We start from the raw sequence: 24,826 nt of genomic DNA, 5'->3' as shown, positions 1-24,826 counted from the left end.
CCTTCAGAATTACACAACCTTTTTTTTAAAAAAAAACTCTATTTGCGGATAAAATAGCCACCTTGTGCTTTTTCACCGCATAACGGTTATAAAAGAAACGACTTCATGCCTATAATTCTAACTTTAGCAACCTACTCGCTCATAAATTCATAATGAACTAATGAGTTATTTAACTGCTATCTTTTATTTCTTTTTTACGGTTATCACTATGAACACACTTTTACGTCCTTATTTAGGTATTTACCCTTCTATTAATGCACGCGTTTTCATTGACCCATCTTCTGTTGTAATTGGAGATGTTCGCATAGCTGATGATGTCAGTATTTGGCCTCTTTCTGTTTTGCGTGGTGATGTTAACTATATTTCTATTGGTGCACGTACCAATATTCAAGATGGCTCAGTTCTACATGTCACACATAAATCCGCAAGTAACCCTGAGGGGAACCCGTTAATTATTGGAGAAGATGTCACCATTGGTCATAAAGTTATGTTACATGGTTGCACTATAGGAAATAGAGTGCTGGTTGGAATGGGTTCAATTGTTATTGATGGAGCTATAGTGGAAGATGACGTTATTATTGGGGCTAACAGTTTAGTGACCCAAGGGAAAAGGCTCGAATCCGGTTACTTATATACAGGGAGCCCAGCAAAAGCCATCCGAAAATTGACTGATGCTGAGTTAAGCCATTTACGTTATTCAGCGAATAACTATGTCGAATGGAAAAATAACTATTTAGCTTCTGATAATATGTAAAGCCCATCGTCATCATCGAGGCCTTGTTCAATCAAGGCTTCAAACTCTTCTTCTATATCCCATCGATACTGCTGAAATAAACTCAAAGGTGTTTCTTCTTTACCATAACGTTGAAATAACAATGACTGAGGAATTGCACATTCCGCAAGCATTCCGCTGATCAACACAGGAAAGCGCACTTGCTTGGATAGCGCATCCCACTCTTCTCTATCAGGGAATTGAATTTGCTGATTCACCCTTTCAATTCCTTATATAAGGCAGATAGAACAGGTGTAATTTCAGGAAGAATGCCATGCCATAGTTTAAAAGAAAACGCGGCTTGCCCTACTAGCATACCTAGGCCATCGGCTATTTTAGTCACTTGATGTTGAGTCGCAAACTCAAGGAAGGGCGTTAATGATGATTGATAAAACATGTCATAGCATGCAACTTGATCGCTAAACACATTTGGATTGATTGCAGGAACCTCTCCACTTACACCAGATGAAGTCGCATTGATAATCAGATCAAAATCAGCAGATACGATCTGTGAGATCTCTTTCCCGCACATTTTACCTAGTGCTGAAAATTCATTAACTAATAATTCAACCTTAGAAAAGGTTCTATTTGTCAAAGTGATATCACAGCCATATTCTAAAAGTGGCAATAATGCTCCACGTGTCGCACCACCAGCACCAATCATTAATATTCGGCTATTTGGATGAACAAACTTTAAACGTTGTAAATCTAACAAAAGCCCCATTCCATCGGTGTTGTCGCCCAACAATCGATTATCATCAAGCTTCATCACCGTATTAACAGCGCCACAAACTTGAGCTCTTGCAGTTAATTCAGAAACAGCCTGAAAAGCACGCTCCTTAAATGGCAAAGTAATGTTTGCGCCCTTTCCACCCTGAGAAAAAAAACCTATTAGACTTTGTTCGAATCCCTCGATTGGTGCTAGGACTTTTTCATATTCAAGGCAAACCCCTGTTTGCTCTGCAAACATTTTATGTATAACAGGTGATTTACTGTGTTGAATTGGATTACCAAAAACCGCAAACATTTCCATCAATATTATCCTTTACGATATAGTTGCCCTGTTTTTGCGTCTCTTATTTCAGATGGGTTTTGACGACCACCAACCATTCCATCAAGAACAGGAATACCCCCGTTGAACTGTGCAATAACCTCCTCAGTTGTCCTACAAGGCTCTAACCCACTTAAATTAGCACTTGTAGATACCAAAGGTTTGCCATAATGACGGCATAATTTTTTTACTAATTCATGGTCTGTAACTCTCACTGCGATAGTATCAAACCGACCTGTCAACCATTTTGGAGTCGTTACTTTTGCCGGGATCACCCATGTTACTGGCCCCGGCCATGTTGCAAACATCGCTTGCTTTTGTTCTTCTGTTAGTTGCTCATCATCTATATAGTCTTTTAATTGCTCGTAGCTATCAGCGATAAGGATTAATCCTTTTTCCCAAGGGCGTTGCTTTAACTCTAATAACTTATATACCGCTGTTTCACTATCAGGGTCACAACCTAAACCAAATACGGCTTCTGTTGGATAGGCAATAACCTCCTCATGTTGTAATGAACTAATAATACTTTCAATTGCAGGTGTAGATATATTTGACATAGTTTTAACTCATTATTCTTCTTGTTGTTTACCGCAGCGTTTGCTGGCACAAAATAATCTTACTCCCTGTCCCCCCCTTTTTTCCATAAGTAATGGATACTCACAATACTTACATTTACCATTAATAGGCTTATTATTTAATATAAACTGACAGTTAGGGTAATTGTCGCAAGCATAAAAAGTCTTACCATAACGCGATTTTCTCTGTAATAAATTCCCTTTTTGGCATTGCGGACAAGAAATTTTAGTTTCATCCGGTTTATCAATTAGCTCAATATGTTCACATTCAGGATAATTACTACAACCAATAAACATGCCAAATCGGCCTTGCTTAAGCACTAGGTCGTGACTACATTTAGGACAATGTTGACCTTCTAATACTTTAATTATATGACTTTCCACCGTAGGTCTTAGCGGTCTCATATAATGACATTGTGGATAACTTGAACAACCTAAAAAAGGCCCATGTGAACTATTGCGGATAACAAGCAAAGAATCGCATTCTGGACAATGTTCATTTTTTTCTGTATCGAAGGGCAGTTGTTTAGACATGTTTTTCTCTACTATTGCTTTTAACTAAGTTACTCTGGTATACCCACCAGCCCCCGAGCTAACTACCCCATTAATTTCCATCTCAGTTAATATGGTAATAATTTGAGTAACTGGAATTTGGGTTTGTTCTGCAATGACATCTACTGGTGTCGCTTGGTACCCAACCATACCTAAAATTTTATTTTCTACCACATTAAACTCAAGTGGTGCCTGTTCTATAGGTAATTCGGTTTGTATCCAATTTAACCCATCACCTATATGCTGTAAAACATCCTCAGGTTCAGCTAATAGATAAGCTCCCTGCTGTAATAACCAATGGTTGCCATGAAATGCAGAGTTACCTAATGGAGCAGGCAATGTAAATAAGTCGCGGTTTTGCTCTAATGCATACCTAGCGGTTATCAGTGAGCCACTTTTCATCCCTGCTTCGATTACAATAACTGCTTTACTTAACCCACTAATAATACGGTTTCTCTTGGGAAATTGTTTAGGTAATGGTGGTGCATCAGGCCAATATTCTGAAATCAAAGCACCATAATTTTTGATTTTTTCAGCCAATTCAGTATGTTGACGTGGATAAATATTCGCTAACCCGCTACCTAAAACCGCAATTGTTTCACCTCGATTATCAAGGGCAGCCTTATGGCTTATACCGTCGATACCTAATGCAAGCCCACTGGTGATGGTTATACCATGATGGACAAAGCTCTTCACAAATAGGTTAGTCCATATTCTGCCGTATTCACTTGCTCTACGACTTCCAACTACAGCAATTTGTGGCGTTACCAATAATTCACTTTTTCCCACGACAAATAATAAAAGAGGAGGACGGTAAATTTGCTTTAATAAAAAAGGGTAATGGGAATCACAGAAAGTAATCATTTGATGATGTTTATTTGAAAGCCATGCCTGTACTTTCTCAAGCCGGTGCATAGAGACATTCATAAACTGTAATTGCTGTATTTCATTCAAACCATGATGGTGTAAAGTCTGATAGCTAATTTTATTTAGTTGTTTTAGCTCATTAATTATTCTTACTGCATTCAGAGGTAATAACCTTTTAACCTGTGACATTCTTAACCAAATTTCTTGGATATTCATTATTGTCATCCTGACTCATCAACAAATAGGTTCTTCAGTGAACAAATCATAACCAATACTGTCAATATGAATGAGAAATGTCTAGAATAGTCATTAATTCCCATTCACATTTTGGAAACTGCTCGAAAAATTTATGTCAGTCTTAAACGTATTACATTACCCAGACGAACGCTTACGCACAATTGCTAAGCCAGTAGACAAAGTTGATGCTTCTATACAGCGTATCGTTGATGATATGTTCGATACCATGTATGAAGAAGAAGGTATTGGCCTTGCAGCAACACAAGTTGATATCCACCAGAGAATCATCGTTATTGATGTGTCTGAAACTCGTGATGATCGCTTAGTTCTTATTAACCCTGAATTACTAGATAAATCAGGGGAAACGGGGATCGAAGAAGGTTGCTTGTCTATTCCAGAACAACATGGCTTCGTCCCTCGTGCTGAGCAGGTAAAAGTTCGCGCGCTAAACTATAACGGAGAGTCTTTTGAACTGGAGGCTGATGGCTTATTAGCTATCTGTATCCAACATGAGATGGACCACCTTGTTGGTAAACTATTCGTTGACTATTTATCGCCTTTAAAACGTCAGCGCATCCGCCAGAAAGTTGAAAAGTTAGACAGACTAAGAGCAAAAGAAGCCAAAAATAGCTAATTCGCTACATATAAATAGGGAAATTAACGTGTCAGAGCCATTAAAAATTATTTTTGCGGGTACCCCCGATTTTGCGGCCAAACATTTAGCTGCTCTCTTAGATACTAGACACCAAATCGTTGGCGTCCTCACTCGCCATGATAAACCTGCGGGAAGAGGTAAAAAGTTAACTCCGAGCCCTGTCAAGGTTCTCGCTGAAGAACACCAAATCCCTGTTTTTCAACCCGTATCTCTTAAAGATAGCGAAAACCAGCAGTGGATAAAAAACCAAAATGCAGACTTAATGATAGTTGTTGCCTATGGCCTGATTCTACCGCAAGCCGTTCTCGATATTCCTCGCTTAGGTTGCTTGAATGTTCACGGCTCTTTGTTACCTCGCTGGAGAGGAGCGGCACCAATTCAACGTTCTATTTGGGCTGGTGATACTGAAACGGGTGTGACTATTATGCAAATGGATGCAGGTTTAGATACTGGAGACATGCTTTACAAAGCAATTTGTCCAATTAACCCTAGTGATACAAGCGCCTCGTTATATGACAAGTTAGCAATAATAGGCCCAGAAGCATTAATTCATACTGTTGAAATGCTATCCTCAGGCCAATGCACAGCTGAAAAACAAGATGATTCATTAGCAAATTACGCTGAAAAATTATCAAAAGAAGAAGCTCGCATTAATTGGCAAGATGATGCTGTACATATTGAGCGCTGTATTCGTGCTTTCAATCCTTGGCCAATGAGTTATTTCATGGTTGAAGAACAACTCATTAAAGTTTGGCAAGCTGAAGTACTCGAAGAAGCACATGATAAGCAACCAGGAACAATTATTAGCGCTGACAAAAAAGGTATATGCATTGCCACAGGAAATGGCATACTAAATATTACTCAGCTACAACCGCCTGGCAAAAAAGCAATGAGTGCACAAGATATCCTAAACTCTCGTCGCGAATGGTTTACCCCAGAGCAAGTTCTAGCATAACGAACTTGTAAACTGCCTGATACCTTCAGGCAGTTTTATTTCAGTCACTAATGAATTCATCCTCACCATATGAAAAACACATATAATTTGCGTAGTATCGCGGCAACAGCAATTTTCCAAGTCCTTGATAACGGCCAATCATTAAGCACTGTACTGCCTGACTTACAACGCAATATCAATGATAAAGATAAAGCTTTATTACAAGAAATTTGCTTTGGCGTTTTACGTTATTTACCTAAACTTGAATGGTTTATTAGCCAGCTAATGGAAAAACCATTAACGGGTAAACAAAGAACCCTACATTACTTAATTATGGTAGGCATCTACCAGCTACTTTATACTCGTATACCGCCTCATGCTGCATTAGCAGAAACAGTAGATGGCGCAGTTGCACTGAAAAAGCCCCAATTAAAAGGGCTTATTAATGGCGTATTACGTTCATTTCAGCGCCAACAAGTACAATTAGAAGAAAGGATTGCTAACAACACTAGCCAATATTTACATCCAAGCTGGTTATTAAAACGCCTACAAACTGCCTATCCAGAGGATTGGCAATCTATTATTGAAGCAAATAACCAACGCCCACCTATGTGGTTAAGAGTAAACTCTCAACATCACACTGCTGCACAATATCTCAACTTACTAGAACAATCTGAGATAACCGCACATTTGCACCCCTCACATCCAAATGCTATTCGGTTAGATGAACCCACCGCAGTATCTCGTCTTCCGGGCTTTGAAGATGGCTGGTCAACAGTACAAGATGTCTCAGCTCAAGGCTGCGCTGAATTGCTAGAACCTCAAAATGGGGAAAGTATTTTAGATTTATGTGCAGCACCAGGTGGAAAAACAACCCATATTTTAGAATTAGCCCCTAGAGCGAATGTTATTGCTGTAGATATCGATGAATATCGTCTTAAAAGAGTGAAAGAAAATCTAATTCGTCTTAAGCAACATGCTGTTGTTATACAAGGAGACGGCACACAGCCTGAAAAATGGGCGAAAGATCAGCAATTTGACCGTATTTTACTTGATGCACCTTGCTCCGCTACAGGCGTTATTAGGCGTCATCCTGATATTAAATGGCTACGCCGTGATTCGGATATAAATGAATTGGCGCAACTACAAGCTCAAATTCTCGAAGCTATCTGGCCTTATTTAAAACCGGGCGGTACTCTACTTTATGCCACATGCTCAATTATGCCCGAAGAAAATGGAAAGCAAATACAAAATTTCCTATCTAAACATAATGACGCCAGTCTAAATGATGGAACCGATGCTGGGTTACAAGTATTACCAAGTACTAATGGTGGTGATGGTTTCTTTTATGCACGCTTAGTCAAAAAAGTGTAGTAAATTGTAGCCTGCTCTCTGATATAGGAAGATGTAATGAAGATCATTATTCTAGGTGCTGGGCAAGTTGGCGGAACGCTTGCTGAAAATTTAGTTGATGAGAACAATGATATTACCGTCGTTGATACCGATGCTGATCGGTTACGTCAATTACAGGATCAATTCGATCTTCGAGTGGTAAATGGTCATGGCTCTCACCCTAGAGTGCTTCGGGATGCAGGCGCAGAAGATGCGGATATGTTAGTAGCCGTTACCAATTCAGATGAAACTAACATGATTGCCTGCCAAATTGCATATAGCCTATTTAATACCCCAAATAAAATAGCGCGTATCAGGGCGACTGAATATATCCGTGAAGCCGACAAATTGTTTCTACCTGAACAAATCCCGATTGACTACTTAATATCGCCAGAACAACTAGTTATCGACTATATCTATAAATTAATTCAATACCCTGGCGCCCTTCAGGTTGTAAACTTTGCAGAAGGCAAAGTTAGCATAGTTGCTGTAAAAGCTTATTATGGCGGCTCACTCGTTGGTAATGCACTATCGAGCTTACGCGAACACATGCCACATATTGATACTCGTGTTGTCGCTATTTTCCGTCAAGATAGACCTATTCGCCCTCAAGGCTCAACAATTATTGAAGCGGGTGATGAGGTTTTTTTTGTTGCTTCAACACAACATATCCGAGCCGTAATGAGCGAGCTGCAAAGACTAGAAAAACCATACAAACGTTTGATGATAGTCGGTGGTGGTAACGTCGGAGCCGGTCTAGCAAGGCGACTAGAAAAAGATTACAGCGTGAAACTTATTGAGCGCAACCAGAAGCGCGCAACAGAACTTGCTGAGTTGCTGCATGATACCATTGTATTTTATGGCGATGCATCCGACCAAGAACTACTCACAGAAGAACATATTGAGCAAATGGATGTTTTTATTGCCCTAACAAATGATGATGAAGCTAATATTATGTCTGCTATGTTAGCAAAAAAAATGGGGGCTAAAAAAGCAATGGTTCTTATACAACGCTCTGCATACGTTGAACTCGTTCAAGGTGGGGTGATTGATATTGCGATTTCACCTCAACAGGCAACTATTTCTGCTTTATTAAGCCATGTAAGAAAAGCGGATATAGTCAATGTTTCATCTTTAAGAAGAGGCGTTGCGGAAGCTATTGAGGCAATTGCACACGGTGATGAAAATACGTCAAAAGTTGTTGGCAAAAAAATATCTGAAATTAAACTTCCTCCTGGAACTATTATTGGTGCAATTGTTCGTGAAGAAGAAGTCATTATAGCTAGTGATTACCATATAATTGAACAAGGTGACCATGTCATTATGTTTATTACAGATAAAAAGTATGTACCCGAAGTTGAAAAATTATTTCAACCAAGTCCATTCTTTTTATAAAAATAAAAATAGTAAATATTTGTAGCTTAATAATTTTAGCGACTATAATTTGTTAACCTAATACATGTTTTGTTTCAATTGAGTTATTTATTAAGGGGTCGTCTAATGAGCTTTTTAAAAGATTTCCGCGAATTTGCTATGAAGGGCAATGTAGTGGATATGGCAGTTGGTATTATTATTGGTGCTGCATTTGGTAAAATTGTATCTTCATTAGTTGCTGATGTCATTATGCCTCCGCTAGGTTTACTAATCGGAGGTGTTGATTTCAAATCATTCAGCGTAGTATTAAAAGAAGCACAAGGTGATTTGCCAGCAGTAGTACTAAATTATGGTATGTTTATACAAACCGTTTTTGACTTCGTTATTGTTGCGTTCGCTATCTTTATGGCAATTAAGGTCATGAATAAAGTTCGCCGTGAAAAAGAAGCCGCACCAGCAGAGCCAGCCCCACCATCTAAAGAAGAAGTTCTGTTATCAGAAATTCGTGATCTTTTAAAAGAACAAAATAAAAATTAACTAAAAGGCCAGTGGTAATAAGTAAATAAACCTATTACCGCTGGCCTCCCAGTTAACTGACTTCTTATTTTTTTCTTTTCTTGTATAACTACCTTTTCCTTTTTTGTTTTTTTCAACTCTTTGGCGAAATAGTGGATCATGTAGTAATGCTTCAATCGCATTATCTTTAATCTCACCACGTTTATGTTGATATTTACTCATGATATACCCTCATATAATTAGCAGATTGTATAATTAATAAACTTTAGATGCGCCTTTTTCTAGTATTTCCATAATGGAGCAATAGGTTGTCGCATGTTCTTCTCCACAACATGCTGAACTTAACATCTTCAGCGAATCGCGCATAATAATAAGCTCTTGTATCTTTTTTTCAACTTCAAGTAATCTGAGATCAACAATCTGTTTAGATTCTTGGCAGGTATGATGTTCAGGATCCACTCGTATTGAAAGTAGTTCAGTGATAGCTTCTAAAGTAAAACCTAACTGTTTTGCATAACGAATAAAACGCAGTCGCTGTAGGTCTTGTTCCGTAAATAACCGATACCCACCTTCTGTTCTTTCTTTATGTCCCATCAAACCTTGTTTTTCATAAAAACGAATCGTATCAGGCGTCACATCTGCTAGCCTAGCAAGTTCACCTATCTTATACATGCTCATAATACTTACCTGTAAATATGGGTTAACCACGAAAAAATCAAGGGAATAAATTTATTTGAAGAAGTAAGAATAGCAGGTACAAAAAAACCGGGCAAATATACCCGGTTTTCTTGAAAGCGACAGCAGATTACTCTGCAGCTGCTTCTTGAGACTCAACAGCACGGTCAACAAGCTCGATGTAAGCCATCGGAGCGTTGTCACCTGTGCGGTAGCCACACTTAAGAATACGAGTGTAACCACCTGCACGAGCTGCGAAACGAGGTCCCAGTTCATTAAATAATTTTGCAACGATCTCGTTATCACGAGTACGTGCGAATGCCAGACGACGATTAGCTACGCTGTCGGTCTTGGCAAGAGTAATCAGCGGCTCAACGACGCGACGCAGTTCTTTCGCTTTAGGCAGAGTCGTCTTGATGATTTCATGACGAACTAAAGAACCTGCCATGTTACGGAACATAGCTTGGCGGTGGCTGCTGTTGCGGTTCAATTGACGACCACTCTTACGATGGCGCATGACCTTATCCTTCTCAGTAAAACCTTAACCTGTGATCTTAATCATCAGCAATACTTGCTGGTGGCCAATTTTCTAAGCGCATGCCCAGAGAAAGACCACGAGATGCCAAGACGTCCTTAATTTCAGTAAGAGATTTCTTACCAAGATTCGGAGTTTTAAGCAACTCAACTTCTGTACGCTGTACCAGATCACCGATGTAGTGGATAGCTTCTGCTTTGAGGCAGTTAGCAGAGCGGACAGTCAATTCCAGATCGTCAACTGGGCGCAATAAGATAGGATCGAATTCTGGTTTTTCTTCTTTAACTTCAGGCTGACGTACATCACGTAAGTCAACAAAAGCTTCAAGTTGTTCAGCCAGAATGGTTGCCGCACGGCGAATCGCCTCTTCAGGATCGATTGTACCGTTAGTTTCCATTTCAATAACTAACTTATCCAAGTCTGTACGTTGCTCAACACGAGCTGCTTCAACATTGTAGGCAATACGCTCTACTGGGCTGTAGCAAGCATCGACTAACAAACGACCGATTGGGCGCTCATCTTCTTCCGAATGAACTCGGGCAGAAGCCGGCACATAACCACGACCACGCTGTACTTTAATTCGCATATTAATAGATGCGCTTTCGTCAGTCAGGTGGCAGATGATGTGCTGTGGCTTGACGATTTCGACATCACCATCATGGATGATGTCGGCTGCAGTCACAGGGCCAATGCCAGATTTATTCAAGGTTAAAATAACTTCATCTTTCCCCTGAACTTTTACCGCCAGCCCTTTCAGGTTGAGGAGAATCTCCAGGATATCTTCCTGTACACCTTCTTTGGTGCTGTACTCATGCAGTACACCATCAATCTCAACCTCTGTCACCGCACAACCCGGCATAGACGAAAGCAGAATACGGCGCAGTGCGTTACCAAGAGTATGGCCAAAGCCACGCTCTAAAGGCTCAAGGGTCACCTTAGCGTGCGTCGAACTCACTTGCTCGATATCTACCAGGCGCGGTTTTAGAAACTCTGTCACAGAACCCTGCATTGTGTCCTCTCTTTGGTGCTAAGCTTTACTTGGAGTAAAGCTCGACGATCAGGTGTTCGTTAATGTCCGCAGACAAGTCAGTACGTTCAGGAATACGTTTGAACACACCTTCCATTTTAGCAGCATCAACTTCCAGCCAAGTTGGCTTCTCACGCTGTTCAGCCAGCTCTAAAGCAGCCTTAATACGAGACTGTTTTTTAGCTTTCTCACGAACGCTGATAACGTCATTCGGGGAAACCTGATAAGAAGCGATATTAACTACACGGCCATTTACCATGATAGCTTTATGGCTAACCATTTGACGTGCTTCTGCGCGAGTTGCGCCAAAGCCCATACGGTAAACGACGTTATCAAGACGACCTTCCAGCAAAGTCAGCAGGTTTTCACCTGTGTTGCCTTTCAGACGTGTTGCTTCTTTGTAATAGTTACGGAATTGACGTTCCAGAACACCGTAGATACGACGAACTTTTTGTTTTTCACGTAACTGGACGCCATAGTCAGACAGACGCGGTTTACGCGCACCGTGCTGGCCTGGAGCCTGTTCTAATTTACACTTGGTGTCAATCGCGCGAACACCAGACTTCAGGAAGAGGTCTGTTCCTTCGCGACGGCTCAGCTTGAGCTTAGGACCCAAATATCTAGCCATTTTCTTTCTCCAACAGTCCTAAAAAAAACGAAACGTATTAAACGCGACGTTTTTTCGGTGGGCGACAACCGTTATGAGGGATAGGAGTCACATCAGTAATATTAGTGATGCGGAAACCAGCGGCGTTCAGAGCACGAATTGTTGATTCGCGACCCGGACCCGGTCCCTTAACCATAACTTCCAGGTTCTTGATACCGTATTCTTTCACGGCTTCTGCGCAACGCTCTGCTGCAACCTGAGCTGCAAACGGAGTGGATTTGCGAGAACCACGGAAACCGGAACCACCGGCAGTTGCCCAACCCAATGCGTTACCTTGACGGTCTGTAATAGTAACGATTGTGTTGTTGAAAGAAGCATGGATATGAGCCACACCGTCTGAGACTTGTTTTCTTACACGCTTACGTGCACGAATTGGTGCTTTTGCCATTATTCAATACCCCGACTTATTTCTTGATCGGCTTACGCGGACCCTTACGGGTACGAGCGTTAGTCTTAGTACGCTGTCCGCGCACAGGAAGACCACGACGATGACGTAAACCACGGTAACATCCAAGGTCCATCAGACGCTTGATGCTCAGGGTAATTTCACGACGTAAGTCACCTTCTACAACGTATTTAGCAACTTCGTCACGCAGCTTGTCGATTTGTTCTTCAGACAGCTCACTGATCTTAACATTTTCAGCAATACCAGTTGCTTCACAGATAGCCTGTGAACGAGTTTTGCCGATACCGAAAATCGATGTTAAAGCGATTACAGTATGTTTATGATCAGGAATGTTAATGCCTGCTATACGGGCCACTATGCACTCCTAAGTTAAAATATACATTACTGTGCTGAAAAGCCCGTTTTCAGGATACTCAAACAATAATGTATCTTAGATAAAAAAGATTGGCTGGCTAATTTAGCCAGCTCAACCCAACTTTGCAAGAAAAAAATGCTTTTTCTTAACCTTGACGTTGTTTATGTCTTGGTTCAACACTACAAATTACACGAACGCTACCATTGCGACGAATAATTTTGCAGTTACGGCATAATTTCTTGACGGAAGCACGAACTTTCATTTTTACTCTCCGTAACTTCTAAGCAAACCATAATCACACTAAATGATTACTTACCTTTCAGGTTTGCTTTCTTCAATGCAGACTCATACTGACTTGACATCATCAGAGTTTGCACTTGAGCCATAAAGTCCATGATAACGACAACCACGATTAAGAGGGAAGTACCACCAAAATAGAAAGGTACTTTCATTGCGTCACGCATGAACTCCGGGATTAGGCAGATGAAGGTAATATATAATGCGCCAACTAATGTTAAGCGAGTCATTACCTTATCAATGTACTTGGCCGTTTGCTCTCCCGGACGAATTCCTGGTACAAATGCACCGGACTTCTTCAGGTTATCTGCTGTTTCTCTCGGGTTGAAAACCAACGCCGTATAGAAGAAACAGAAGAAGATGATCGCAGATGCATAAAGTAACACATATAACGGTTGACCAGGCTGTAAATACATAGAAATTGTAGTCAGCCAGTCCCAGCCAGTTCCATCACCAAACCAAGAAGCTATTGTACCCGGGAATAGTATGATACTGGAAGCAAAAATTGCAGGAATTACACCCGCCATATTCACTTTTAACGGTAAATGTGTACTTTGTGCTGCGTAAACACGGCGGCCTTGCTGACGTTTAGCGTAATTAACGACGATACGACGTTGACCACGTTCCATAAACACAACAAAGAATGTAACCGCGAATACTAACACCGCAACCAACAGCAACAGGAGGAAGTGCAGATCGCCTTGCCGAGCTTGCTCGATGGTATGGCCAATAGCCGGCGGTAATCCCGCAACAATACCAGCAAAGATAATGATAGAAATACCGTTACCGATACCTCTTTCAGTTATCTGCTCACCTAACCACATAAGGAACATAGTCCCCGTGACTAAGCTAACAACAGCCGTAAAGTAGAACGGGAGACCCGGATCAATAACTAACCCTTGCATCCCTGGCATATTCGGTAGACCCATTGCAATACCAATAGATTGGAATATTGCTAATACCAGAGTACCCCAACGAGTATATTGGCTTATCTTCCGACGACCTGCTTCTCCTTCCTTCTTAATCTCTGCTAACCGTGGATTAACCACTGATAATAATTGGATGATAATCGATGCCGAAATATACGGCATGATACCCAAAGCAAAGATAGAAGCACGGCTAAGAGCACCACCAGAGAACATGTTAAACATTTCAATGATGGTGCCTTGTTGCTGTTCGAGCAATTTGGCAAGCACAGTGGCATCAATACCAGGGATTGGAATAAAAGAACCAATTCGGAAAACAATTAGCGCACCAATTACAAACAAAAGTCTGCGTTTAAGTTCGCCAGCTCCACCCTTGGCACTTTGAAAATCTAATCCTGGTTGTTTAGCCATCTGTCACTTATTCCTCAATTTTACCGCCGGCAGCTTCGATTGCAGCGCGAGCACCTTTAGTAACACGAAGGCCACGTACAGTAACTGCACGGTTCACTTCGCCAGACAGAATAACTTTCGCATATTCAATCTGGATGCCAACAACGTTCGCGGCTTTCAGTGCGTTCAGATCAATAACATCGCCTTCAACAGCAGCAAAATCAGACAGACGAATCTCTGCAGTGATCATTGCTTTGCGTGAAGTGAAGCCGAATTTCGGCAGACGACGGTATAAAGGCATCTGGCCACCTTCGAAACCACGACGTACGCCACCGCCAGAACGAGATTTCTGACCTTTGTGACCACGGCCGCCGGTTTTACCGAGACCAGAACCGATACCACGACCTACGCGTTTAGGCGCGTGCTTGGCACCTTCAGCCGGAGACAGAGTATTTAAACGCATCTCTTACTCCTCAACTTTAACCATGTAGGAAACCAAGTTGACCATACCACGTACAGCAGGAGTATCCTCGCGCTCTACTGTATGACCAATGCGACGCAGACCTAAACCGACCAGTGTTGCCTTATGCTTAGGCAGACGACCGATTGAACTGCGAACTTGTGTAATTTTAATAGTCTTAGCCATAGCCGATTACCCCAGAATTTCTTCGACGGATTTTCCACGCTTAGCTGCGACCATTTCTGGAGACTTCATGCTGTCTAAAGCATCCAGTGTTGCACGAACCACGTTGATTGGGTTAGTGGAACCATAGGTTTTAGCCAGTACGTTGCGAACTCCAGCTACTTCTAAAACAGCACGCATTGCACCGCCGGCAATGATACCGGTACCTTCGTGAGCAGGTTGCATAAACACACGAGAACCAGTGTGTGTACCTTTCACAGGGTGGAACAATGTGCCGTTGTTTAGAGCAACGGTTTTCATACTGCGACGGGCTTTTTCCATCGCTTTCTGGATTGCTGCCGGAACTTCGCGCGCTTTGCCGTAGCCAAAACCAACGCGACCGTTACCATCACCAACTACAGTCAGTGCGGTAAAGCTGAAAATACGGCCACCTTTAACGGTTTTTGCTACGCGGTTTACCGCGATCAGCTTTTCCTGCAGTTCGCCAGCTTGTTTTTCGATGTGAGCCATCTTACACCTCTACCTTAGAACTGAAGGCCAGCTTCACGGGCAGCATCTGCCAGTGCCTGGACTCTACCATGATATTGGAAACCAGAACGGTCAAAAGCAACAACAGTGATGCCTTTTTCCAGTGCGCGTTCAGCAATTAATTTACCAACTACTGCTGCTGCATCTTTGTTTCCAGTGAATTTCACTTGCTCATTGATAGCTTTTTCTGTAGTAGAAGCTGCAACCAATGTTTCAGAACCGTTCGGTGCGATAACCTGCGCATAAATATGGCGTGGAGTACGATGTACCACCAGGCGAGTCGCACCCAACTCTTGGATCTTACGGCGTGCGCGGGTCGCACGACGGATACGAGCTGCTTTCTTATCCATAGTGTTACCTTACTTCTTCTTAGCCTCTTTGGTACGCACGATTTCATCGGCGTAACGAACACCTTTACCTTTGTAAGGTTCAGGACGACGGTAAGCACGCAGTTCTGCTGCAACTTGACCAATCACTTGCTTATCCGCACCTTTCAGTACGATTTCTGTTTGTGTTGGACATTCAGCAGTAATGCCTGCTGGCAGTGCGTGTTCAACCGGATGCGAGAAACCTAAAGACAAGCTTACTGCATTGCCTTTGATTGCTGCACGGTAACCAACACCGACCAGTTGAAGCTTTTTAGTGAAGCCTTCGGTAACACCAACAACCATTGCATTACACAGTGAACGAGTAGTACCCGCTTGTGCCCATGCATCATCAAAACCTTCGCGTGGTGCGAAAGTCAGTTGATTGTCTTCGCTTTTAACTTCAACTGCATTATGGATAGTACGAGTAAGCTCGCCGTTTTTACCCTTAATCGAAATAACCTGACCGTTGAGTTTTACCTCTACGCCGGCAGGAATGACGACGGGTGCTTTTGCCACACGAGACATTCTTTCCTCCCGAATTAAGCTACGTAGCAGAGAATCTCGCCACCAAGACCAGCTTGGCGAGCTGCACGATCAGTCATGACACCTTTAGAGGTAGAAACAACAGCGATACCTAAACCAGCCATAACTTGTGGCAGCTCATCTTTTTTCTTATAGATGCGCAGACTTGGGCGGCTTACACGCTGAATGCTTTCTACAACAGCCTTACCTTGGAAATAACGTAAAGTCAGTTCCAGTTCTGGCTTGATGTCGCCTTCAATTTTAAAATCTTCAATATAACCTTCTTCCTTCAGCACTTTGGCAATTGCCACTTTCAGCTTGGAGGAAGGCATGGTGACCGCAACTTTGTTCGCGGCCTGACCGTTACGGATACGGGTCAGCATATCCGCGATGGGATCTTGCATGCTCATCTGTCTTTACTCCCGTGATTCAAATGGAATTACCAACTTGCCTTTTTAAGGCCCGGGATTTCACCGCGCATAGCGGCTTCACGGACTTTAATACGGCTCAGACCAAACTTCCGCAGGAAACCGTGCGGACGCCCTGTTTGACGGCAGCGGTTACGCTGACGAGAAGGACTTGAATCACGTGGCAGTGTTTGCAGCTTGAGAACAGCGTCCCAGCGATCTTCATCAGATGCTTTAACATCAGAGATGATAGCTTTCAGTTCTACGCGTTTTGCGAAGAATTTCTCAGCTAATTTAGCACGTTTAACATCACGCGCTTTCATAGATTTCTTAGCCATGAGTACCCTGCCTTACTTGCGGAACGGGAAGTTGAACGCTGCTAACAGTGCGCGACCTTCGTCATCTGATTTCGCAGTAGTGGTGATAGTAATATCTAAACCACGTACGCGATCCACTTTATCGTAATCGATTTCAGGGAAGATGATTTGTTCACGAACACCCATGCTGTAGTTACCGCGACCATCGAAAGACTTAGCGGACAAGCCACGGAAGTCACGAATACGTGGTACAGCAATAGAAATCAGACGCTCAAGGAACTCCCACATGCGTTCGCCACGCAGGGTTACTTTACAGCCGATTGGATAGCCCTGACGGATTTTGAAGCCTGCAACAGATTTGCGTGCTTTGGTGATCAAAGGTTTTTGACCTGAGATCGCTGTTAAATCAGCTGCTGCATTATCCAGCAGTTTTTTATCAGCAATCGCTTCACCAACACCCATATTCAGGGTGATCTTCTCGACCCGAGGGACTTGCATGACAGAAGTGTAGCTAAACTCGGTCATGAGTTTATTAACTACTTCGTCTTTATAGTAATCATGCAGTTTCGCCATCGTATACTCCAAAAATTACTTGATAGTTTCACTGTTAGATTTGAAGAAACGGACTTTTTTGCCGTCTTCGAATCTAAAGCCTACACGGTCAGCCTTACCAGTTGCCGCGTTAAAGATTGCAACGTTAGAAACTTGAATAGCCGCTTCTTTTTCAACGATGCCACCTGGTTGGTTCAGAGCCGGTACAGGCTTCTGATGTTTTTTAACCAGATTGATACCTTCAACGATAACTTTACTAGAAGAAATAACCTGCTTTACTTTACCGCGCTTACCTTTGTCTTTCCCAGTTAGCACGATAACTTCGTCATCACGACGGATTTTCGCTGCCATAGTTCGCTCCTTAGAGTACTTCAGGTGCCAGAGAGATAATTTTCATAAACTTCTCGTTACGAAGTTCACGAGTTACCGGCCCAAAAATACGCGTACCGATTACTTGCTCACTGTTATTATTTAATAACACACAAGCATTACCATCGAAGCGAATGACAGAACCGTCAGGGCGACGTACACCCTTCTTGGTGCGCACCACTACCGCTTTCAGGACATCACCCTTTTTAACTTTACCGCGTGGAATTGCTTCTTTAACAGTAATTTTAATGATGTCGCCTACATGTGCATAGCGACGGTGCGAGCCACCTAGAACCTTGATACACATTACGCGACGTGCACCGGAGTTGTCGGCCACGTTCAGCATAGTCTGTTCTTGGATCATTTTAGTGCTCCGCTAAATGTCAACTACTACTGAGCCACCTCATTATGAAGAGGCCGTTCAAATATACCCATACTACGAGGGCGCGGCATTATAACACCACATCATCGTGTTGGACAGAAAAAAATAAACGGCTCAATCAAAAAGAGCCGTTTATTCATCAAGAAAAGTTATTCTATTACAGAACAGCTTTTTCTACAACGCGAACTAAGGCCCAAGACTTAGTCTTAGACAGTGGACGAGTTTGGCGGATTTCTACCACGTCACCGATTCCACATTCATTGTTCTCGTCATGTACGTGCAATTTAGTCGTACGACGGATGAATTTACCATACAGAGGGTGTTTCACCATACGTTCGATAGCAACAACAATAGATTTCTCCATTTTATCGCTAACTACACGACCTTGCAGAGTACGGATTTTATCGCTCATTACGCACCTGCCTTCTCAGTCAGTAAAGTCTTCACACGTGCGATATCGCGACGCACTTGTTTCAACAGATGAGACTGTTGCAGCTGACCGCTTGCAGCCTGCATACGTAAATTAAATTGTTCACGTAACAGGTTCAAAAGTTCAGCATTCAGCTCTTCAACGCTTTTTTCGCGCAGCTCTTGTGCTTTCATTACATCACCGTCTTAGTTACAAAGGTGGTTTTGATAGGCAGTTTCGCTGCTGCCAGAGAGAATGCCTCACGAGCCAGCTCTTCAGGCACACCGTCCATTTCGTACAGTACTTTACCAGGCTGAATTAAGGCAACCCAATATTCTACGTTACCTTTACCTTTACCCATACGAACTTCGAGTGGTTTCTCAGTGATTGGTTTGTCTGGGAACACACGGATCCAGATTTTACCTTGACGCTTAATAGCACGGGTCATAGCACGACGTGCCGCTTCGATCTGACGTGCAGTCAGACGACCACGGCCAACAGCTTTAAGACCGAAAGTGCCGAAGCTAACATCCGTACCTTGCGCTAGACCACGGTTGCGGCCTTTGTGCACCTTACGGAATTTTGTACGCTTTGGTTGTAACATCAGCGACTCTCCTTACTTGCGGCCTTTACGCTGCTGCTTTTTAGGTTGAGCAGCTGGTTTCTCAGCTTGTTCAACAGCAGCCATACCACCCAGAATCTCACCTTTGAAGATCCATACCTTAACGCCGAGAACACCATAAGTGGTGTGCGCTTCTGAAGTGTTGTAATCGATATCAGCACGTAATGTGTGCAGTGGCACACGGCCTTCACGATACCACTCGGTACGAGCGATTTCAGCACCGCCTAAACGGCCACTGACTTCAACTTTAATACCTTTAGCGCCCAGACGCATTGCGTTCTGTACTGCACGCTTCATAGCACGACGGAACATAACACGACGTTCCAGCTGTGAAGAAATGCTGTCAGCAACTAATTTAGCGTCTAGTTCTGGTTTACGAACTTCGGCGATATTGATTTGCGCAGGAACACCAGCGATATCCGCTACTGTTTTACGCAGTTTTTCAACGTCTTCACCTTTCTTACCGATAACGATACCTGGGCGAGCAGTGTGAATAGTCACACGGATGCTTTTCGCAGGACGTTCGATAACGATGCGAGAGATTGACGCTTTTGCCAATTCTTTATTCAAGTACTGGCGTACTTTGTAATCGCTGTCTAGGTTGTCAGCGAATTCATTGGTGTTCGCATACCAAGTAGAGTTCCAAGGTTTGACAATACCCAGGCGAATACCATTAGGATGTACTTTCTGACCCATTGCTAGTCTCCAGAGTCTCAGCGATCGGACACAACCACAGTAATGTGGCTGGTGCGCTTAAGAATACGATCTGCACGGCCTTTCGCACGCGGCATGATGCGTTTCATGGTTGGACCTTCGTCTACGAAAATTTTCGCAACTTTCAGGTCATCAATGTCAGCGCCATCGTTTTGCTCTGCGTTAGCAATTGCAGATTCAAGTACTTTCTTCACTAAACCAGCAGCTTTCTTGTTGGTGTAGGTCAGAATTTCCAGAGCTTGCGACACTTTCTTACCGCGAATCAGGTCGGCAACTAAGCGAACCTTCTGGGCAGAAGAACGAGCGTGGCGATGCATAGCTAAAGTTTCCATCTCTTCCTCCTATCCTTAACGTTTCTTAGCTTTCTTATCTGCCGCGTGGCCGCGATAAGTGCGAGTCGGTGCGAATTCACCCAGTTTGTGACCAACCATTTCGTCGGTTACGAAAACTGGAACATGCTGACGACCATTATGGACAGCGATGGTCAATCCGATCATATTAGGAAAGATCGTTGAACGACGGGACCAAGTCTTAAGAGGCTTCTTGTCTCCGCTTTCCACCGCTTTCTCTACCTTCTTCAGCAAGTGCAGGTCAATAAAAGGACCTTTCTTGAGAGAACGTGGCATGGTTTATCCTCTAATTATTTTTTAGAACGATGACGTACGATGAATTGATCAGTACGCTTGTTACTACGAGTTTTCTTACCTTTGGTTTGAACGCCCCATGGTGTTACTGGGTGTTTACCAAAGTTACGGCCTTCACCACCACCATGTGGATGGTCTACTGGGTTCATCGCAGTACCGCGAACGGTAGGACGAACACCACGCCAGCGGCTAGCACCAGCTTTACCGAGAACACGTAACATATGTTCAGCGTTACCAACTTCACCAAGAGTTGCACGGCAATCAGCTAAAACTTTACGCATTTCACCAGAACGCAGACGTAATGTGACATAAGCACCATCACGAGCAACGATTTGAGCGTAAGTACCTGCTGAACGCGCTAACTGTCCACCTTTACCTGGTTTCAGTTCGATGTTATGAACTGTAGAACCAACAGGGATGTTGCGCATCGGCAGTGCGTTACCAGCTTTGATTGCTGAATCAACACCAGATTGAATCTGGTCGCCAGCTTTCAGGCCTTTTGGTGCAAGAATATAACGACGTTCACCGTCTTTATATAGAACCAGTGCAATGTTCGCAGAACGATTTGGATCATATTCCAAACGCTCAACAACTGCAGGAACACCGTCTTTGTTGCGTTTAAAGTCAACTAAACGATAATGCTGCTTATGGCCACCACCGATATGACGGGTAGTGATACGGCCATTGTTGTTACGACCACCGGATTTGCTGTTTTTTTCTAACAGCGGAGCATAAGGTTTACCCTTATGCAGCTCAGGGTTAACCACTTTAACTACGTGGCGACGGCCCGGAGACGTAGGTTTACATTTAACAACTGCCATTGTTCTTTACTCCTCCGACTTACTCAGCACCGCTAATGAAGTCCAAATTTTGGCCTTCTTTCAGCGTGACGTAAGCTTTTTTCCAGTCGCTACGACGACCGAAACGCTGACCGTGGCGTTTAGTTTTGCCTTTAACCAGCAAAGTGTTAACACCTTCAACTTCAACTTCAAACAGTTTCTGTACAGCAGCTTTGATTTCTGCTTTAGTCGCGTCTTTCGCAACTTTGAGAACGATGGTATTGCTTTTTTCCATCGCTGTAGAAGCTTTTTCAGATACATGCGGCGCGCGCAGTACTTTTAGCAGACGTTCTTCACGGATCATGCCAGCATCTCCTCAACTTGCTTCACAGCATCAGCAGTCATAACCACTTTGTCGAAGGCGATCAGGCTAACCGGGTCAATACCTGCTGCATCACGAACGTCAACCTTATACAGGTTACGCGCTGCTAAAAACAGATTTTCATCTAATTCAGCAGTGATGATCAGAACATCTTCCAGAGCCATATCTTTCAGTTTCTGTGCCAGCAACTTAGTTTTAGGTGCTTCAACAGAGAACTTCTCGACAACGATCAGACGATCTTGACGTACCAACTCAGAGAGGATGCTTTTTAAAGCACCACGGTACATCTTCTTATTAACTTTTTGACTGTGGTCCTGTGGTTTAGCTGCGAAGCTAACACCACCAGAGCGCCAAATTGGGCTCTTTACTGAACCAGAACGTGCACGGCCAGTACCTTTTTGACGCCATGGTTTTTTACCTGAACCAGAAACTTCAGCACGAGTTTTCTGAGCACGAGTACCTTGACGAGCACCAGCTGCATACGCAACAACTACTTGGTGAACAAGCGCTTCATTGAAATCACGCCCGAAGGTAGTTTCGGAAACAGTCAGCGCGCTTTGCGCGTCTTTCATTACCAATTCCATTCCTATCTCCTCGACGTTAAGCCTTGACAGCCGGTTTTACGATCAGGTTGCTACCAGTTGCTCCTGGAACAGCACCTTTGACCAGCAGCAGGTTGCGCTCAGCGTCAACACGTACTACATCTAGGCTTTGAACAGTTACACGCTCATTACCCAGTTGGCCTGCCATTTTCTTGCCTTTAAACACTTTGCCCGGAGTCTGGTTTTGACCGATAGAACCCGGAACACGGTGAGACAAGGAGTTACCGTGAGTAGCATCTTGAGTACGGAAATTCCAGCGCTTAACTGTGCCGGCAAAACCTTTACCTTTAGATGTACCAGTAACGTCGACTTTTTTAACGTCAGCGAAAATTTCAACGCTAATGCTTTGACCTACTGTGTATTCTGCACTGTCTTCAATGCGGAATTCACGCAGGATACGGCCAGCTTCGACGCCAGCTTTAGCGAAATGACCTGCTTCAGGCTTAGTTACACGATTAGCTTTTTTGCTACCGGTAGTAACCTGAATTGCATTATAACCGTCAGTTTCTGCAGTTTTAACCTGAGTAACACGGTTATTTTCAATTTCGATAACAGTTACAGGTATAGAAACGCCATCTTCAGTGAAGATACGAGTCATACCGACTTTCTTACCGACTAAACCTTTCATTGTTTCAACCTCTCAATCGTTCGACGACCTGATTAACCCAGGCTGATCTGCACGTCAACGCCGGCAGCCAGGTCCAGACGCATCAGAGCATCAACGGTCTTTTCGGTTGGCTCAACGATGTCAACCAGACGCTTGTGAGTGCGAATTTCGTACTGATCACGCGCATCTTTGTTAACGTGCGGAGAAATCAGAACGGTAAAACGCTCTTTACGTGTCGGCAGCGGGATAGGACCACGAACTTGCGCACCAGTGCGCTTAGCAGTCTCTACGATTTCCGCAGTTGATTGATCGATTAAACGATGATCAAAAGCTTTCAGGCGGATACGGATTCTTTGGTTCTGCATGAGACCAGAGCTCCAACTATTTTATAAACGTAAATGATTACTCCTCGTGCCCATTTCGATTGATGGGAGAGTGTAATCGTTCTTGATGTAACTTCCAAATCGGAAGTATTGTCTAAATGAGCAACAAATCGTTAACTCAATACTGATATTTCAGTCCTAAAATATAGGGCTTACTCATCAGTAAGCCCGCGCATTATACGTAAATTATAGGGAAACGCAAGCAATCGAGGAAAATATGTGCGAATTTTCTAGGGGAGTAATAAAAAAAACCTCAACCATGGAATACACAGTGGTTGAGGTTAGTTATTAACTTAATAAAACAACAGTACGGAATAAGACTTTATTCTTCTTTAACTTGTGCTTGAAGATAGTTTTGAATTCCCAAACGATTAATCAGCTCTAGTTGAGTTTCTATCCAATCAATATGATTTTCTTCATCAGCTAAAATTTCAATCATCAGGTCTCGACTTACGTAGTCATGAACCGAATCTGCATACTTAATAGCTTCCTTTAGATTTTTTGCCCCATCGATTTCAAGCTGTAAATCTGACTTCAGCATTTCTTCAACATCTTCACCAATATTCAATTTGCCAAGATCTTGTAAGTTAGGAATACCTTCGAGGAAAAGAATTCGCTCTATATATTTATCTGCGTGCTTCATTTCATCAATTGATTCGTGATATTCCATCTCATTGAGACGTGTAAGCCCCCAATTTTTAAACATGCGTGCATGCAAAAAATATTGGTTAATTGCAACTAACTCATTGCCCAGTAGTTTATTTAGGTGGGCTATCATTTTTTTATCGCCTTTCATTTCTACCCTCCATCGCTTCCAGTCTTTTAAGTGTAGTACTGAAATTGATGTTAGTGTGATTTTTACACAATGTATTTAAACAAAAGGTGATAAATATGGTGGGAATAATTTGACTGGTATTAAATACTATGCGACTTCAGTTGCGCACGCATCCTCAAAAATCATTTGCTCTTCATATAAAATTGCCTTCGTCTGCCGAATACATTTTCCACATTCTAAGCCTACAGGCAGAATTTGTCGTAGACCCTTTAGTGAGGTCACTTGATACTTTCTTGCGGCATTTCTGATCTGTTTATCAGTAATGGCTTCACAAAGGCAGATGTACATGATGCTTACCTGTATAAATCACATACAGATAGTTTAAATAAAAATGATTTGCATTTCAATTATCATTACTAATGATTTACAAAGATCATTTACCACTGAGCGATTAATTACACAAGCAAATGAAATCAAAAGAAAAAATAACTTTTAATATGAATAATTCGGCTAATATATAGCAACGTAATACTGTAATTTTATGTAGTCAAAATTTTGCTTATAACAACAAAAGGGCACCTAAATAAGGTGCCCTTTTTTAAAACTAGATAAAGCTAT

General features: G+C 42.7%; 43 protein-coding genes. 6 read left to right on the top strand and 37 right to left on the bottom strand.

Annotation, left to right across the window (positions count from 1 at the left end):
- The first annotated feature begins 208 nt into the window (after positions 1–208).
- A complete protein-coding gene (locus PR834_RS20245; RefSeq protein ID WP_094963182.1) occupies positions 209–754 on the top strand; it encodes a gamma carbonic anhydrase family protein in 546 nt (181 codons plus the stop codon).
- On the opposite strand, the gene PR834_RS20240 is transcribed toward PR834_RS20245, so the two are convergent.
- The 5 genes from PR834_RS20240 to dprA are packed head-to-tail and all read right to left on the bottom strand — an operon-like array spanning position 730 to position 4,033.
- On the bottom strand, positions 730–990 hold the full coding sequence (locus tag PR834_RS20240) for a DUF1488 domain-containing protein (RefSeq protein WP_110591024.1): 261 nt from the start codon (positions 988–990) through the stop codon (positions 730–732). The genes PR834_RS20245 and PR834_RS20240 overlap by 25 nt on opposite strands.
- Positions 987–1,805 (bottom strand): shikimate dehydrogenase, encoded by an 819-nt coding sequence (gene aroE, locus PR834_RS20235; protein WP_112307797.1) that lies wholly within the window; start codon positions 1,803–1,805, stop codon positions 987–989. Before aroE ends, PR834_RS20240 begins: the two co-directional genes overlap by 4 nt.
- A 5-nt stretch (positions 1,806–1,810) precedes the next feature.
- Positions 1,811–2,380 carry an L-threonylcarbamoyladenylate synthase type 1 TsaC gene (gene tsaC / locus PR834_RS20230; protein WP_004265520.1) on the bottom strand — a complete coding sequence of 190 codons (570 nt, stop codon included), beginning with the start codon at positions 2,378–2,380 and terminating at the stop codon, positions 1,811–1,813.
- A 12-nt stretch (positions 2,381–2,392) separates the two neighbouring features.
- Positions 2,393–2,932 carry a DNA topoisomerase family protein gene (locus tag PR834_RS20225; RefSeq protein WP_036959223.1) on the bottom strand — a complete coding sequence of 180 codons (540 nt, stop codon included), beginning with the start codon at positions 2,930–2,932 and terminating at the stop codon, positions 2,393–2,395.
- 24 nt (positions 2,933–2,956) lie between these two features.
- On the bottom strand, positions 2,957–4,033 hold the full coding sequence (dprA, locus tag PR834_RS20220; protein ID WP_036959221.1) for a DNA-processing protein DprA: 1,077 nt from the start codon (positions 4,031–4,033) through the stop codon (positions 2,957–2,959).
- A gap of 133 nt (positions 4,034–4,166) precedes the next feature.
- On the opposite strand from dprA, the gene def reads away from it, so the two are divergent.
- The 5 genes from def (at position 4,167) to mscL (ending at position 8,946) form a co-directional block, all read left to right on the top strand.
- A complete protein-coding gene (gene def / locus PR834_RS20215; protein WP_004265511.1) occupies positions 4,167–4,688 on the top strand; it encodes a peptide deformylase in 522 nt (173 codons plus the stop codon).
- Between the two features lie 28 nt (positions 4,689–4,716).
- Positions 4,717–5,664, top strand: a complete 948-nt coding sequence (gene fmt / locus PR834_RS20210) for a methionyl-tRNA formyltransferase (RefSeq protein ID WP_096865177.1) — start codon at positions 4,717–4,719, stop codon at positions 5,662–5,664.
- 69 nt (positions 5,665–5,733) lie between these two features.
- Positions 5,734–7,017: a 16S rRNA (cytosine(967)-C(5))-methyltransferase RsmB gene (gene rsmB, locus PR834_RS20205; RefSeq protein ID WP_004265505.1), complete on the top strand. Its 1,284-nt coding sequence runs from the start codon at positions 5,734–5,736 to the stop codon at positions 7,015–7,017.
- A gap of 36 nt (positions 7,018–7,053) precedes the next feature.
- Positions 7,054–8,430 carry a Trk system potassium transporter TrkA gene (gene trkA, locus PR834_RS20200; RefSeq protein WP_004265502.1) on the top strand — a complete coding sequence of 459 codons (1,377 nt, stop codon included), beginning with the start codon at positions 7,054–7,056 and terminating at the stop codon, positions 8,428–8,430.
- A gap of 105 nt (positions 8,431–8,535) precedes the next feature.
- Positions 8,536–8,946: a large-conductance mechanosensitive channel protein MscL gene (gene mscL, locus PR834_RS20195; RefSeq protein WP_004265501.1), complete on the top strand. Its 411-nt coding sequence runs from the start codon at positions 8,536–8,538 to the stop codon at positions 8,944–8,946.
- Here mscL and PR834_RS20190 read toward each other — a convergent pair whose 3' ends face one another.
- From PR834_RS20190 to bfd, 32 genes are all read right to left on the bottom strand, one after another.
- Positions 8,947–9,147 carry an alternative ribosome-rescue factor A gene (locus PR834_RS20190; protein WP_004265498.1) on the bottom strand — a complete coding sequence of 67 codons (201 nt, stop codon included), beginning with the start codon at positions 9,145–9,147 and terminating at the stop codon, positions 8,947–8,949.
- Between the two features lie 33 nt (positions 9,148–9,180).
- Positions 9,181–9,597 carry a Zn(2+)-responsive transcriptional regulator gene (gene zntR / locus PR834_RS20185; RefSeq protein WP_036959225.1) on the bottom strand — a complete coding sequence of 139 codons (417 nt, stop codon included), beginning with the start codon at positions 9,595–9,597 and terminating at the stop codon, positions 9,181–9,183.
- Positions 9,598–9,730: 133 nt separating this feature from the next.
- A complete protein-coding gene (gene rplQ, locus PR834_RS20180; RefSeq protein ID WP_004907152.1) occupies positions 9,731–10,117 on the bottom strand; it encodes a 50S ribosomal protein L17 in 387 nt (128 codons plus the stop codon).
- 37 nt (positions 10,118–10,154) lie between these two features.
- Entirely contained in the window at positions 10,155–11,144 is a 990-nt protein-coding gene (locus tag PR834_RS20175; RefSeq protein ID WP_004265491.1) for a DNA-directed RNA polymerase subunit alpha, read from the bottom strand.
- Positions 11,145–11,169: 25 nt separating this feature from the next.
- Entirely contained in the window at positions 11,170–11,790 is a 621-nt protein-coding gene (gene rpsD, locus PR834_RS20170) for a 30S ribosomal protein S4 (RefSeq protein ID WP_004265487.1), read from the bottom strand.
- 37 nt (positions 11,791–11,827) lie between these two features.
- The gene (gene rpsK / locus PR834_RS20165) at positions 11,828–12,217 is read right to left on the bottom strand and encodes a 30S ribosomal protein S11 (protein ID WP_002919257.1); all 390 of its coding nucleotides are present in this window, start codon (positions 12,215–12,217) and stop codon (positions 11,828–11,830) included.
- A gap of 16 nt (positions 12,218–12,233) precedes the next feature.
- Positions 12,234–12,590, bottom strand: coding sequence for a 30S ribosomal protein S13 (rpsM, locus tag PR834_RS20160; RefSeq protein WP_004907144.1), 357 nt, complete (start codon positions 12,588–12,590; stop codon positions 12,234–12,236).
- A gap of 145 nt (positions 12,591–12,735) precedes the next feature.
- Positions 12,736–12,852, bottom strand: a complete 117-nt coding sequence (gene rpmJ / locus PR834_RS20155; RefSeq protein ID WP_004265484.1) for a 50S ribosomal protein L36 — start codon at positions 12,850–12,852, stop codon at positions 12,736–12,738.
- 46 nt (positions 12,853–12,898) lie between these two features.
- On the bottom strand, positions 12,899–14,224 hold the full coding sequence (secY, locus tag PR834_RS20150) for a preprotein translocase subunit SecY (protein ID WP_004265481.1): 1,326 nt from the start codon (positions 14,222–14,224) through the stop codon (positions 12,899–12,901).
- Positions 14,225–14,231: 7 nt separating this feature from the next.
- Positions 14,232–14,666, bottom strand: coding sequence for a 50S ribosomal protein L15 (gene rplO / locus PR834_RS20145; protein WP_004265478.1), 435 nt, complete (start codon positions 14,664–14,666; stop codon positions 14,232–14,234).
- Between the two features lie 3 nt (positions 14,667–14,669).
- A complete protein-coding gene (gene rpmD, locus PR834_RS20140) occupies positions 14,670–14,849 on the bottom strand; it encodes a 50S ribosomal protein L30 (protein ID WP_004265475.1) in 180 nt (59 codons plus the stop codon).
- A 6-nt stretch (positions 14,850–14,855) separates the two neighbouring features.
- Entirely contained in the window at positions 14,856–15,356 is a 501-nt protein-coding gene (rpsE, locus tag PR834_RS20135; protein ID WP_004265471.1) for a 30S ribosomal protein S5, read from the bottom strand.
- Between the two features lie 14 nt (positions 15,357–15,370).
- Positions 15,371–15,724 carry a 50S ribosomal protein L18 gene (gene rplR / locus PR834_RS20130; protein WP_004265467.1) on the bottom strand — a complete coding sequence of 118 codons (354 nt, stop codon included), beginning with the start codon at positions 15,722–15,724 and terminating at the stop codon, positions 15,371–15,373.
- Positions 15,725–15,733: 9 nt separating this feature from the next.
- Positions 15,734–16,267, bottom strand: a complete 534-nt coding sequence (rplF, locus tag PR834_RS20125) for a 50S ribosomal protein L6 (protein WP_004265464.1) — start codon at positions 16,265–16,267, stop codon at positions 15,734–15,736.
- 14 nt (positions 16,268–16,281) lie between these two features.
- On the bottom strand, positions 16,282–16,674 hold the full coding sequence (gene rpsH, locus PR834_RS20120; protein WP_004907134.1) for a 30S ribosomal protein S8: 393 nt from the start codon (positions 16,672–16,674) through the stop codon (positions 16,282–16,284).
- A gap of 29 nt (positions 16,675–16,703) precedes the next feature.
- Complete coding sequence (gene rpsN, locus PR834_RS20115) at positions 16,704–17,009, bottom strand: 30S ribosomal protein S14 (RefSeq protein WP_004265458.1); 306 nt, start codon at positions 17,007–17,009, stop codon at positions 16,704–16,706.
- 12 nt (positions 17,010–17,021) lie between these two features.
- Positions 17,022–17,561 carry a 50S ribosomal protein L5 gene (gene rplE, locus PR834_RS20110; protein ID WP_004265455.1) on the bottom strand — a complete coding sequence of 180 codons (540 nt, stop codon included), beginning with the start codon at positions 17,559–17,561 and terminating at the stop codon, positions 17,022–17,024.
- 15 nt (positions 17,562–17,576) lie between these two features.
- Positions 17,577–17,891 (bottom strand): 50S ribosomal protein L24, encoded by a 315-nt coding sequence (gene rplX, locus PR834_RS20105; protein ID WP_004265452.1) that lies wholly within the window; start codon positions 17,889–17,891, stop codon positions 17,577–17,579.
- 10 nt (positions 17,892–17,901) lie between these two features.
- A complete protein-coding gene (gene rplN / locus PR834_RS20100) occupies positions 17,902–18,273 on the bottom strand; it encodes a 50S ribosomal protein L14 (protein WP_004265449.1) in 372 nt (123 codons plus the stop codon).
- A gap of 175 nt (positions 18,274–18,448) precedes the next feature.
- Complete coding sequence (rpsQ, locus tag PR834_RS20095; protein WP_004265446.1) at positions 18,449–18,703, bottom strand: 30S ribosomal protein S17; 255 nt, start codon at positions 18,701–18,703, stop codon at positions 18,449–18,451.
- Positions 18,703–18,894, bottom strand: coding sequence for a 50S ribosomal protein L29 (gene rpmC / locus PR834_RS20090; protein WP_004265442.1), 192 nt, complete (start codon positions 18,892–18,894; stop codon positions 18,703–18,705). Before rpmC ends, rpsQ begins: the two co-directional genes overlap by 1 nt.
- Positions 18,894–19,304, bottom strand: a complete 411-nt coding sequence (gene rplP / locus PR834_RS20085) for a 50S ribosomal protein L16 (protein ID WP_004265436.1) — start codon at positions 19,302–19,304, stop codon at positions 18,894–18,896. Before rplP ends, rpmC begins: the two co-directional genes overlap by 1 nt.
- A 12-nt stretch (positions 19,305–19,316) precedes the next feature.
- The gene (rpsC, locus tag PR834_RS20080) at positions 19,317–20,018 is read right to left on the bottom strand and encodes a 30S ribosomal protein S3 (RefSeq protein WP_004265433.1); all 702 of its coding nucleotides are present in this window, start codon (positions 20,016–20,018) and stop codon (positions 19,317–19,319) included.
- 17 nt (positions 20,019–20,035) lie between these two features.
- Entirely contained in the window at positions 20,036–20,368 is a 333-nt protein-coding gene (rplV, locus tag PR834_RS20075) for a 50S ribosomal protein L22 (protein WP_004265430.1), read from the bottom strand.
- 15 nt (positions 20,369–20,383) lie between these two features.
- Entirely contained in the window at positions 20,384–20,662 is a 279-nt protein-coding gene (gene rpsS / locus PR834_RS20070) for a 30S ribosomal protein S19 (protein WP_004265426.1), read from the bottom strand.
- A 14-nt stretch (positions 20,663–20,676) separates the two neighbouring features.
- Positions 20,677–21,501: a 50S ribosomal protein L2 gene (rplB, locus tag PR834_RS20065; protein WP_004265422.1), complete on the bottom strand. Its 825-nt coding sequence runs from the start codon at positions 21,499–21,501 to the stop codon at positions 20,677–20,679.
- A gap of 19 nt (positions 21,502–21,520) precedes the next feature.
- Positions 21,521–21,823 carry a 50S ribosomal protein L23 gene (gene rplW, locus PR834_RS20060; RefSeq protein ID WP_004265420.1) on the bottom strand — a complete coding sequence of 101 codons (303 nt, stop codon included), beginning with the start codon at positions 21,821–21,823 and terminating at the stop codon, positions 21,521–21,523.
- Entirely contained in the window at positions 21,820–22,425 is a 606-nt protein-coding gene (gene rplD / locus PR834_RS20055; protein ID WP_004265418.1) for a 50S ribosomal protein L4, read from the bottom strand. The genes rplW and rplD overlap by 4 nt, the downstream gene beginning before the upstream one ends.
- A gap of 16 nt (positions 22,426–22,441) precedes the next feature.
- A complete protein-coding gene (gene rplC / locus PR834_RS20050) occupies positions 22,442–23,071 on the bottom strand; it encodes a 50S ribosomal protein L3 (RefSeq protein ID WP_004265414.1) in 630 nt (209 codons plus the stop codon).
- A 32-nt stretch (positions 23,072–23,103) separates the two neighbouring features.
- Positions 23,104–23,415, bottom strand: a complete 312-nt coding sequence (gene rpsJ / locus PR834_RS20045) for a 30S ribosomal protein S10 (protein ID WP_001181005.1) — start codon at positions 23,413–23,415, stop codon at positions 23,104–23,106.
- 340 nt (positions 23,416–23,755) lie between these two features.
- Complete coding sequence (gene bfr, locus PR834_RS20040) at positions 23,756–24,229, bottom strand: bacterioferritin (RefSeq protein WP_094963184.1); 474 nt, start codon at positions 24,227–24,229, stop codon at positions 23,756–23,758.
- A 126-nt stretch (positions 24,230–24,355) separates the two neighbouring features.
- Positions 24,356–24,556, bottom strand: a complete 201-nt coding sequence (bfd, locus tag PR834_RS20035) for a bacterioferritin-associated ferredoxin (protein WP_004265412.1) — start codon at positions 24,554–24,556, stop codon at positions 24,356–24,358.
- Between the last annotated feature and the right edge of the window lie 270 nt (positions 24,557–24,826).

Source organism: Providencia sp. PROV182 (assembly GCF_028480325.1).
Classification (GTDB): Bacteria; Pseudomonadota; Gammaproteobacteria; order Enterobacterales; family Enterobacteriaceae; genus Providencia; species Providencia hangzhouensis.
The sequence above is the reverse complement of the archived record's forward strand: the minus strand, read 5'-3'. Positions and strand labels throughout refer to the sequence as shown.

What these genes read in the sequence shown, in the direction of transcription:
- PR834_RS20245 (WP_094963182.1), top strand. Translation starts at nt 209, where the DNA reads ATGAACACACTTTTACGTCCTTATTTAGGTATTTACCCTTCTATTAAT.
- aroE (WP_112307797.1), bottom strand. Translation starts at nt 1,805, where the DNA reads ATGGAAATGTTTGCGGTTTTTGGTAATCCAATTCAACACAGTAAATCA.
- tsaC (WP_004265520.1), bottom strand. Translation starts at nt 2,380, where the DNA reads ATGTCAAATATATCTACACCTGCAATTGAAAGTATTATTAGTTCATTA.
- PR834_RS20225 (WP_036959223.1), bottom strand. Translation starts at nt 2,932, where the DNA reads ATGTCTAAACAACTGCCCTTCGATACAGAAAAAAATGAACATTGTCCA.
- dprA (WP_036959221.1), bottom strand. Translation starts at nt 4,033, where the DNA reads ATGAATATCCAAGAAATTTGGTTAAGAATGTCACAGGTTAAAAGGTTA.
- def (WP_004265511.1), top strand. Translation starts at nt 4,167, where the DNA reads ATGTCAGTCTTAAACGTATTACATTACCCAGACGAACGCTTACGCACA.
- rsmB (WP_004265505.1), top strand. Translation starts at nt 5,734, where the DNA reads ATGAAAAACACATATAATTTGCGTAGTATCGCGGCAACAGCAATTTTC.
- trkA (WP_004265502.1), top strand. Translation starts at nt 7,054, where the DNA reads ATGAAGATCATTATTCTAGGTGCTGGGCAAGTTGGCGGAACGCTTGCT.
- mscL (WP_004265501.1), top strand. Translation starts at nt 8,536, where the DNA reads ATGAGCTTTTTAAAAGATTTCCGCGAATTTGCTATGAAGGGCAATGTA.
- PR834_RS20190 (WP_004265498.1), bottom strand. Translation starts at nt 9,147, where the DNA reads ATGAGTAAATATCAACATAAACGTGGTGAGATTAAAGATAATGCGATT.
- zntR (WP_036959225.1), bottom strand. Translation starts at nt 9,597, where the DNA reads ATGTATAAGATAGGTGAACTTGCTAGGCTAGCAGATGTGACGCCTGAT.
- rplQ (WP_004907152.1), bottom strand. Translation starts at nt 10,117, where the DNA reads ATGCGCCATCGTAAGAGTGGTCGTCAATTGAACCGCAACAGCAGCCAC.
- PR834_RS20175 (WP_004265491.1), bottom strand. Translation starts at nt 11,144, where the DNA reads ATGCAGGGTTCTGTGACAGAGTTTCTAAAACCGCGCCTGGTAGATATC.
- rpsD (WP_004265487.1), bottom strand. Translation starts at nt 11,790, where the DNA reads ATGGCTAGATATTTGGGTCCTAAGCTCAAGCTGAGCCGTCGCGAAGGA.
- rpsK (WP_002919257.1), bottom strand. Translation starts at nt 12,217, where the DNA reads ATGGCAAAAGCACCAATTCGTGCACGTAAGCGTGTAAGAAAACAAGTC.
- rpmJ (WP_004265484.1), bottom strand. Translation starts at nt 12,852, where the DNA reads ATGAAAGTTCGTGCTTCCGTCAAGAAATTATGCCGTAACTGCAAAATT.
- secY (WP_004265481.1), bottom strand. Translation starts at nt 14,224, where the DNA reads ATGGCTAAACAACCAGGATTAGATTTTCAAAGTGCCAAGGGTGGAGCT.
- rplO (WP_004265478.1), bottom strand. Translation starts at nt 14,666, where the DNA reads ATGCGTTTAAATACTCTGTCTCCGGCTGAAGGTGCCAAGCACGCGCCT.
- rpmD (WP_004265475.1), bottom strand. Translation starts at nt 14,849, where the DNA reads ATGGCTAAGACTATTAAAATTACACAAGTTCGCAGTTCAATCGGTCGT.
- rpsE (WP_004265471.1), bottom strand. Translation starts at nt 15,356, where the DNA reads ATGGCTCACATCGAAAAACAAGCTGGCGAACTGCAGGAAAAGCTGATC.
- rplR (WP_004265467.1), bottom strand. Translation starts at nt 15,724, where the DNA reads ATGGATAAGAAAGCAGCTCGTATCCGTCGTGCGACCCGCGCACGCCGT.
- rplF (WP_004265464.1), bottom strand. Translation starts at nt 16,267, where the DNA reads ATGTCTCGTGTGGCAAAAGCACCCGTCGTCATTCCTGCCGGCGTAGAG.
- rpsH (WP_004907134.1), bottom strand. Translation starts at nt 16,674, where the DNA reads ATGAGCATGCAAGATCCCATCGCGGATATGCTGACCCGTATCCGTAAC.
- rpsN (WP_004265458.1), bottom strand. Translation starts at nt 17,009, where the DNA reads ATGGCTAAGAAATCTATGAAAGCGCGTGATGTTAAACGTGCTAAATTA.
- rplE (WP_004265455.1), bottom strand. Translation starts at nt 17,561, where the DNA reads ATGGCGAAACTGCATGATTACTATAAAGACGAAGTAGTTAATAAACTC.
- rplX (WP_004265452.1), bottom strand. Translation starts at nt 17,891, where the DNA reads ATGGCAGCGAAAATCCGTCGTGATGACGAAGTTATCGTGCTAACTGGG.
- rplN (WP_004265449.1), bottom strand. Translation starts at nt 18,273, where the DNA reads ATGATCCAAGAACAGACTATGCTGAACGTGGCCGACAACTCCGGTGCA.
- rpsQ (WP_004265446.1), bottom strand. Translation starts at nt 18,703, where the DNA reads ATGAGCGATAAAATCCGTACTCTGCAAGGTCGTGTAGTTAGCGATAAA.
- rpmC (WP_004265442.1), bottom strand. Translation starts at nt 18,894, where the DNA reads ATGAAAGCACAAGAGCTGCGCGAAAAAAGCGTTGAAGAGCTGAATGCT.
- rplP (WP_004265436.1), bottom strand. Translation starts at nt 19,304, where the DNA reads ATGTTACAACCAAAGCGTACAAAATTCCGTAAGGTGCACAAAGGCCGC.
- rpsC (WP_004265433.1), bottom strand. Translation starts at nt 20,018, where the DNA reads ATGGGTCAGAAAGTACATCCTAATGGTATTCGCCTGGGTATTGTCAAA.
- rplV (WP_004265430.1), bottom strand. Translation starts at nt 20,368, where the DNA reads ATGGAAACTTTAGCTATGCATCGCCACGCTCGTTCTTCTGCCCAGAAG.
- rpsS (WP_004265426.1), bottom strand. Translation starts at nt 20,662, where the DNA reads ATGCCACGTTCTCTCAAGAAAGGTCCTTTTATTGACCTGCACTTGCTG.
- rplB (WP_004265422.1), bottom strand. Translation starts at nt 21,501, where the DNA reads ATGGCAGTTGTTAAATGTAAACCTACGTCTCCGGGCCGTCGCCACGTA.
- rplW (WP_004265420.1), bottom strand. Translation starts at nt 21,823, where the DNA reads ATGATCCGTGAAGAACGTCTGCTAAAAGTACTGCGCGCGCCGCATGTA.
- rplD (WP_004265418.1), bottom strand. Translation starts at nt 22,425, where the DNA reads ATGGAATTGGTAATGAAAGACGCGCAAAGCGCGCTGACTGTTTCCGAA.
- rplC (WP_004265414.1), bottom strand. Translation starts at nt 23,071, where the DNA reads ATGAAAGGTTTAGTCGGTAAGAAAGTCGGTATGACTCGTATCTTCACT.
- rpsJ (WP_001181005.1), bottom strand. Translation starts at nt 23,415, where the DNA reads ATGCAGAACCAAAGAATCCGTATCCGCCTGAAAGCTTTTGATCATCGT.
- bfr (WP_094963184.1), bottom strand. Translation starts at nt 24,229, where the DNA reads ATGAAAGGCGATAAAAAAATGATAGCCCACCTAAATAAACTACTGGGC.
- bfd (WP_004265412.1), bottom strand. Translation starts at nt 24,556, where the DNA reads ATGTACATCTGCCTTTGTGAAGCCATTACTGATAAACAGATCAGAAAT.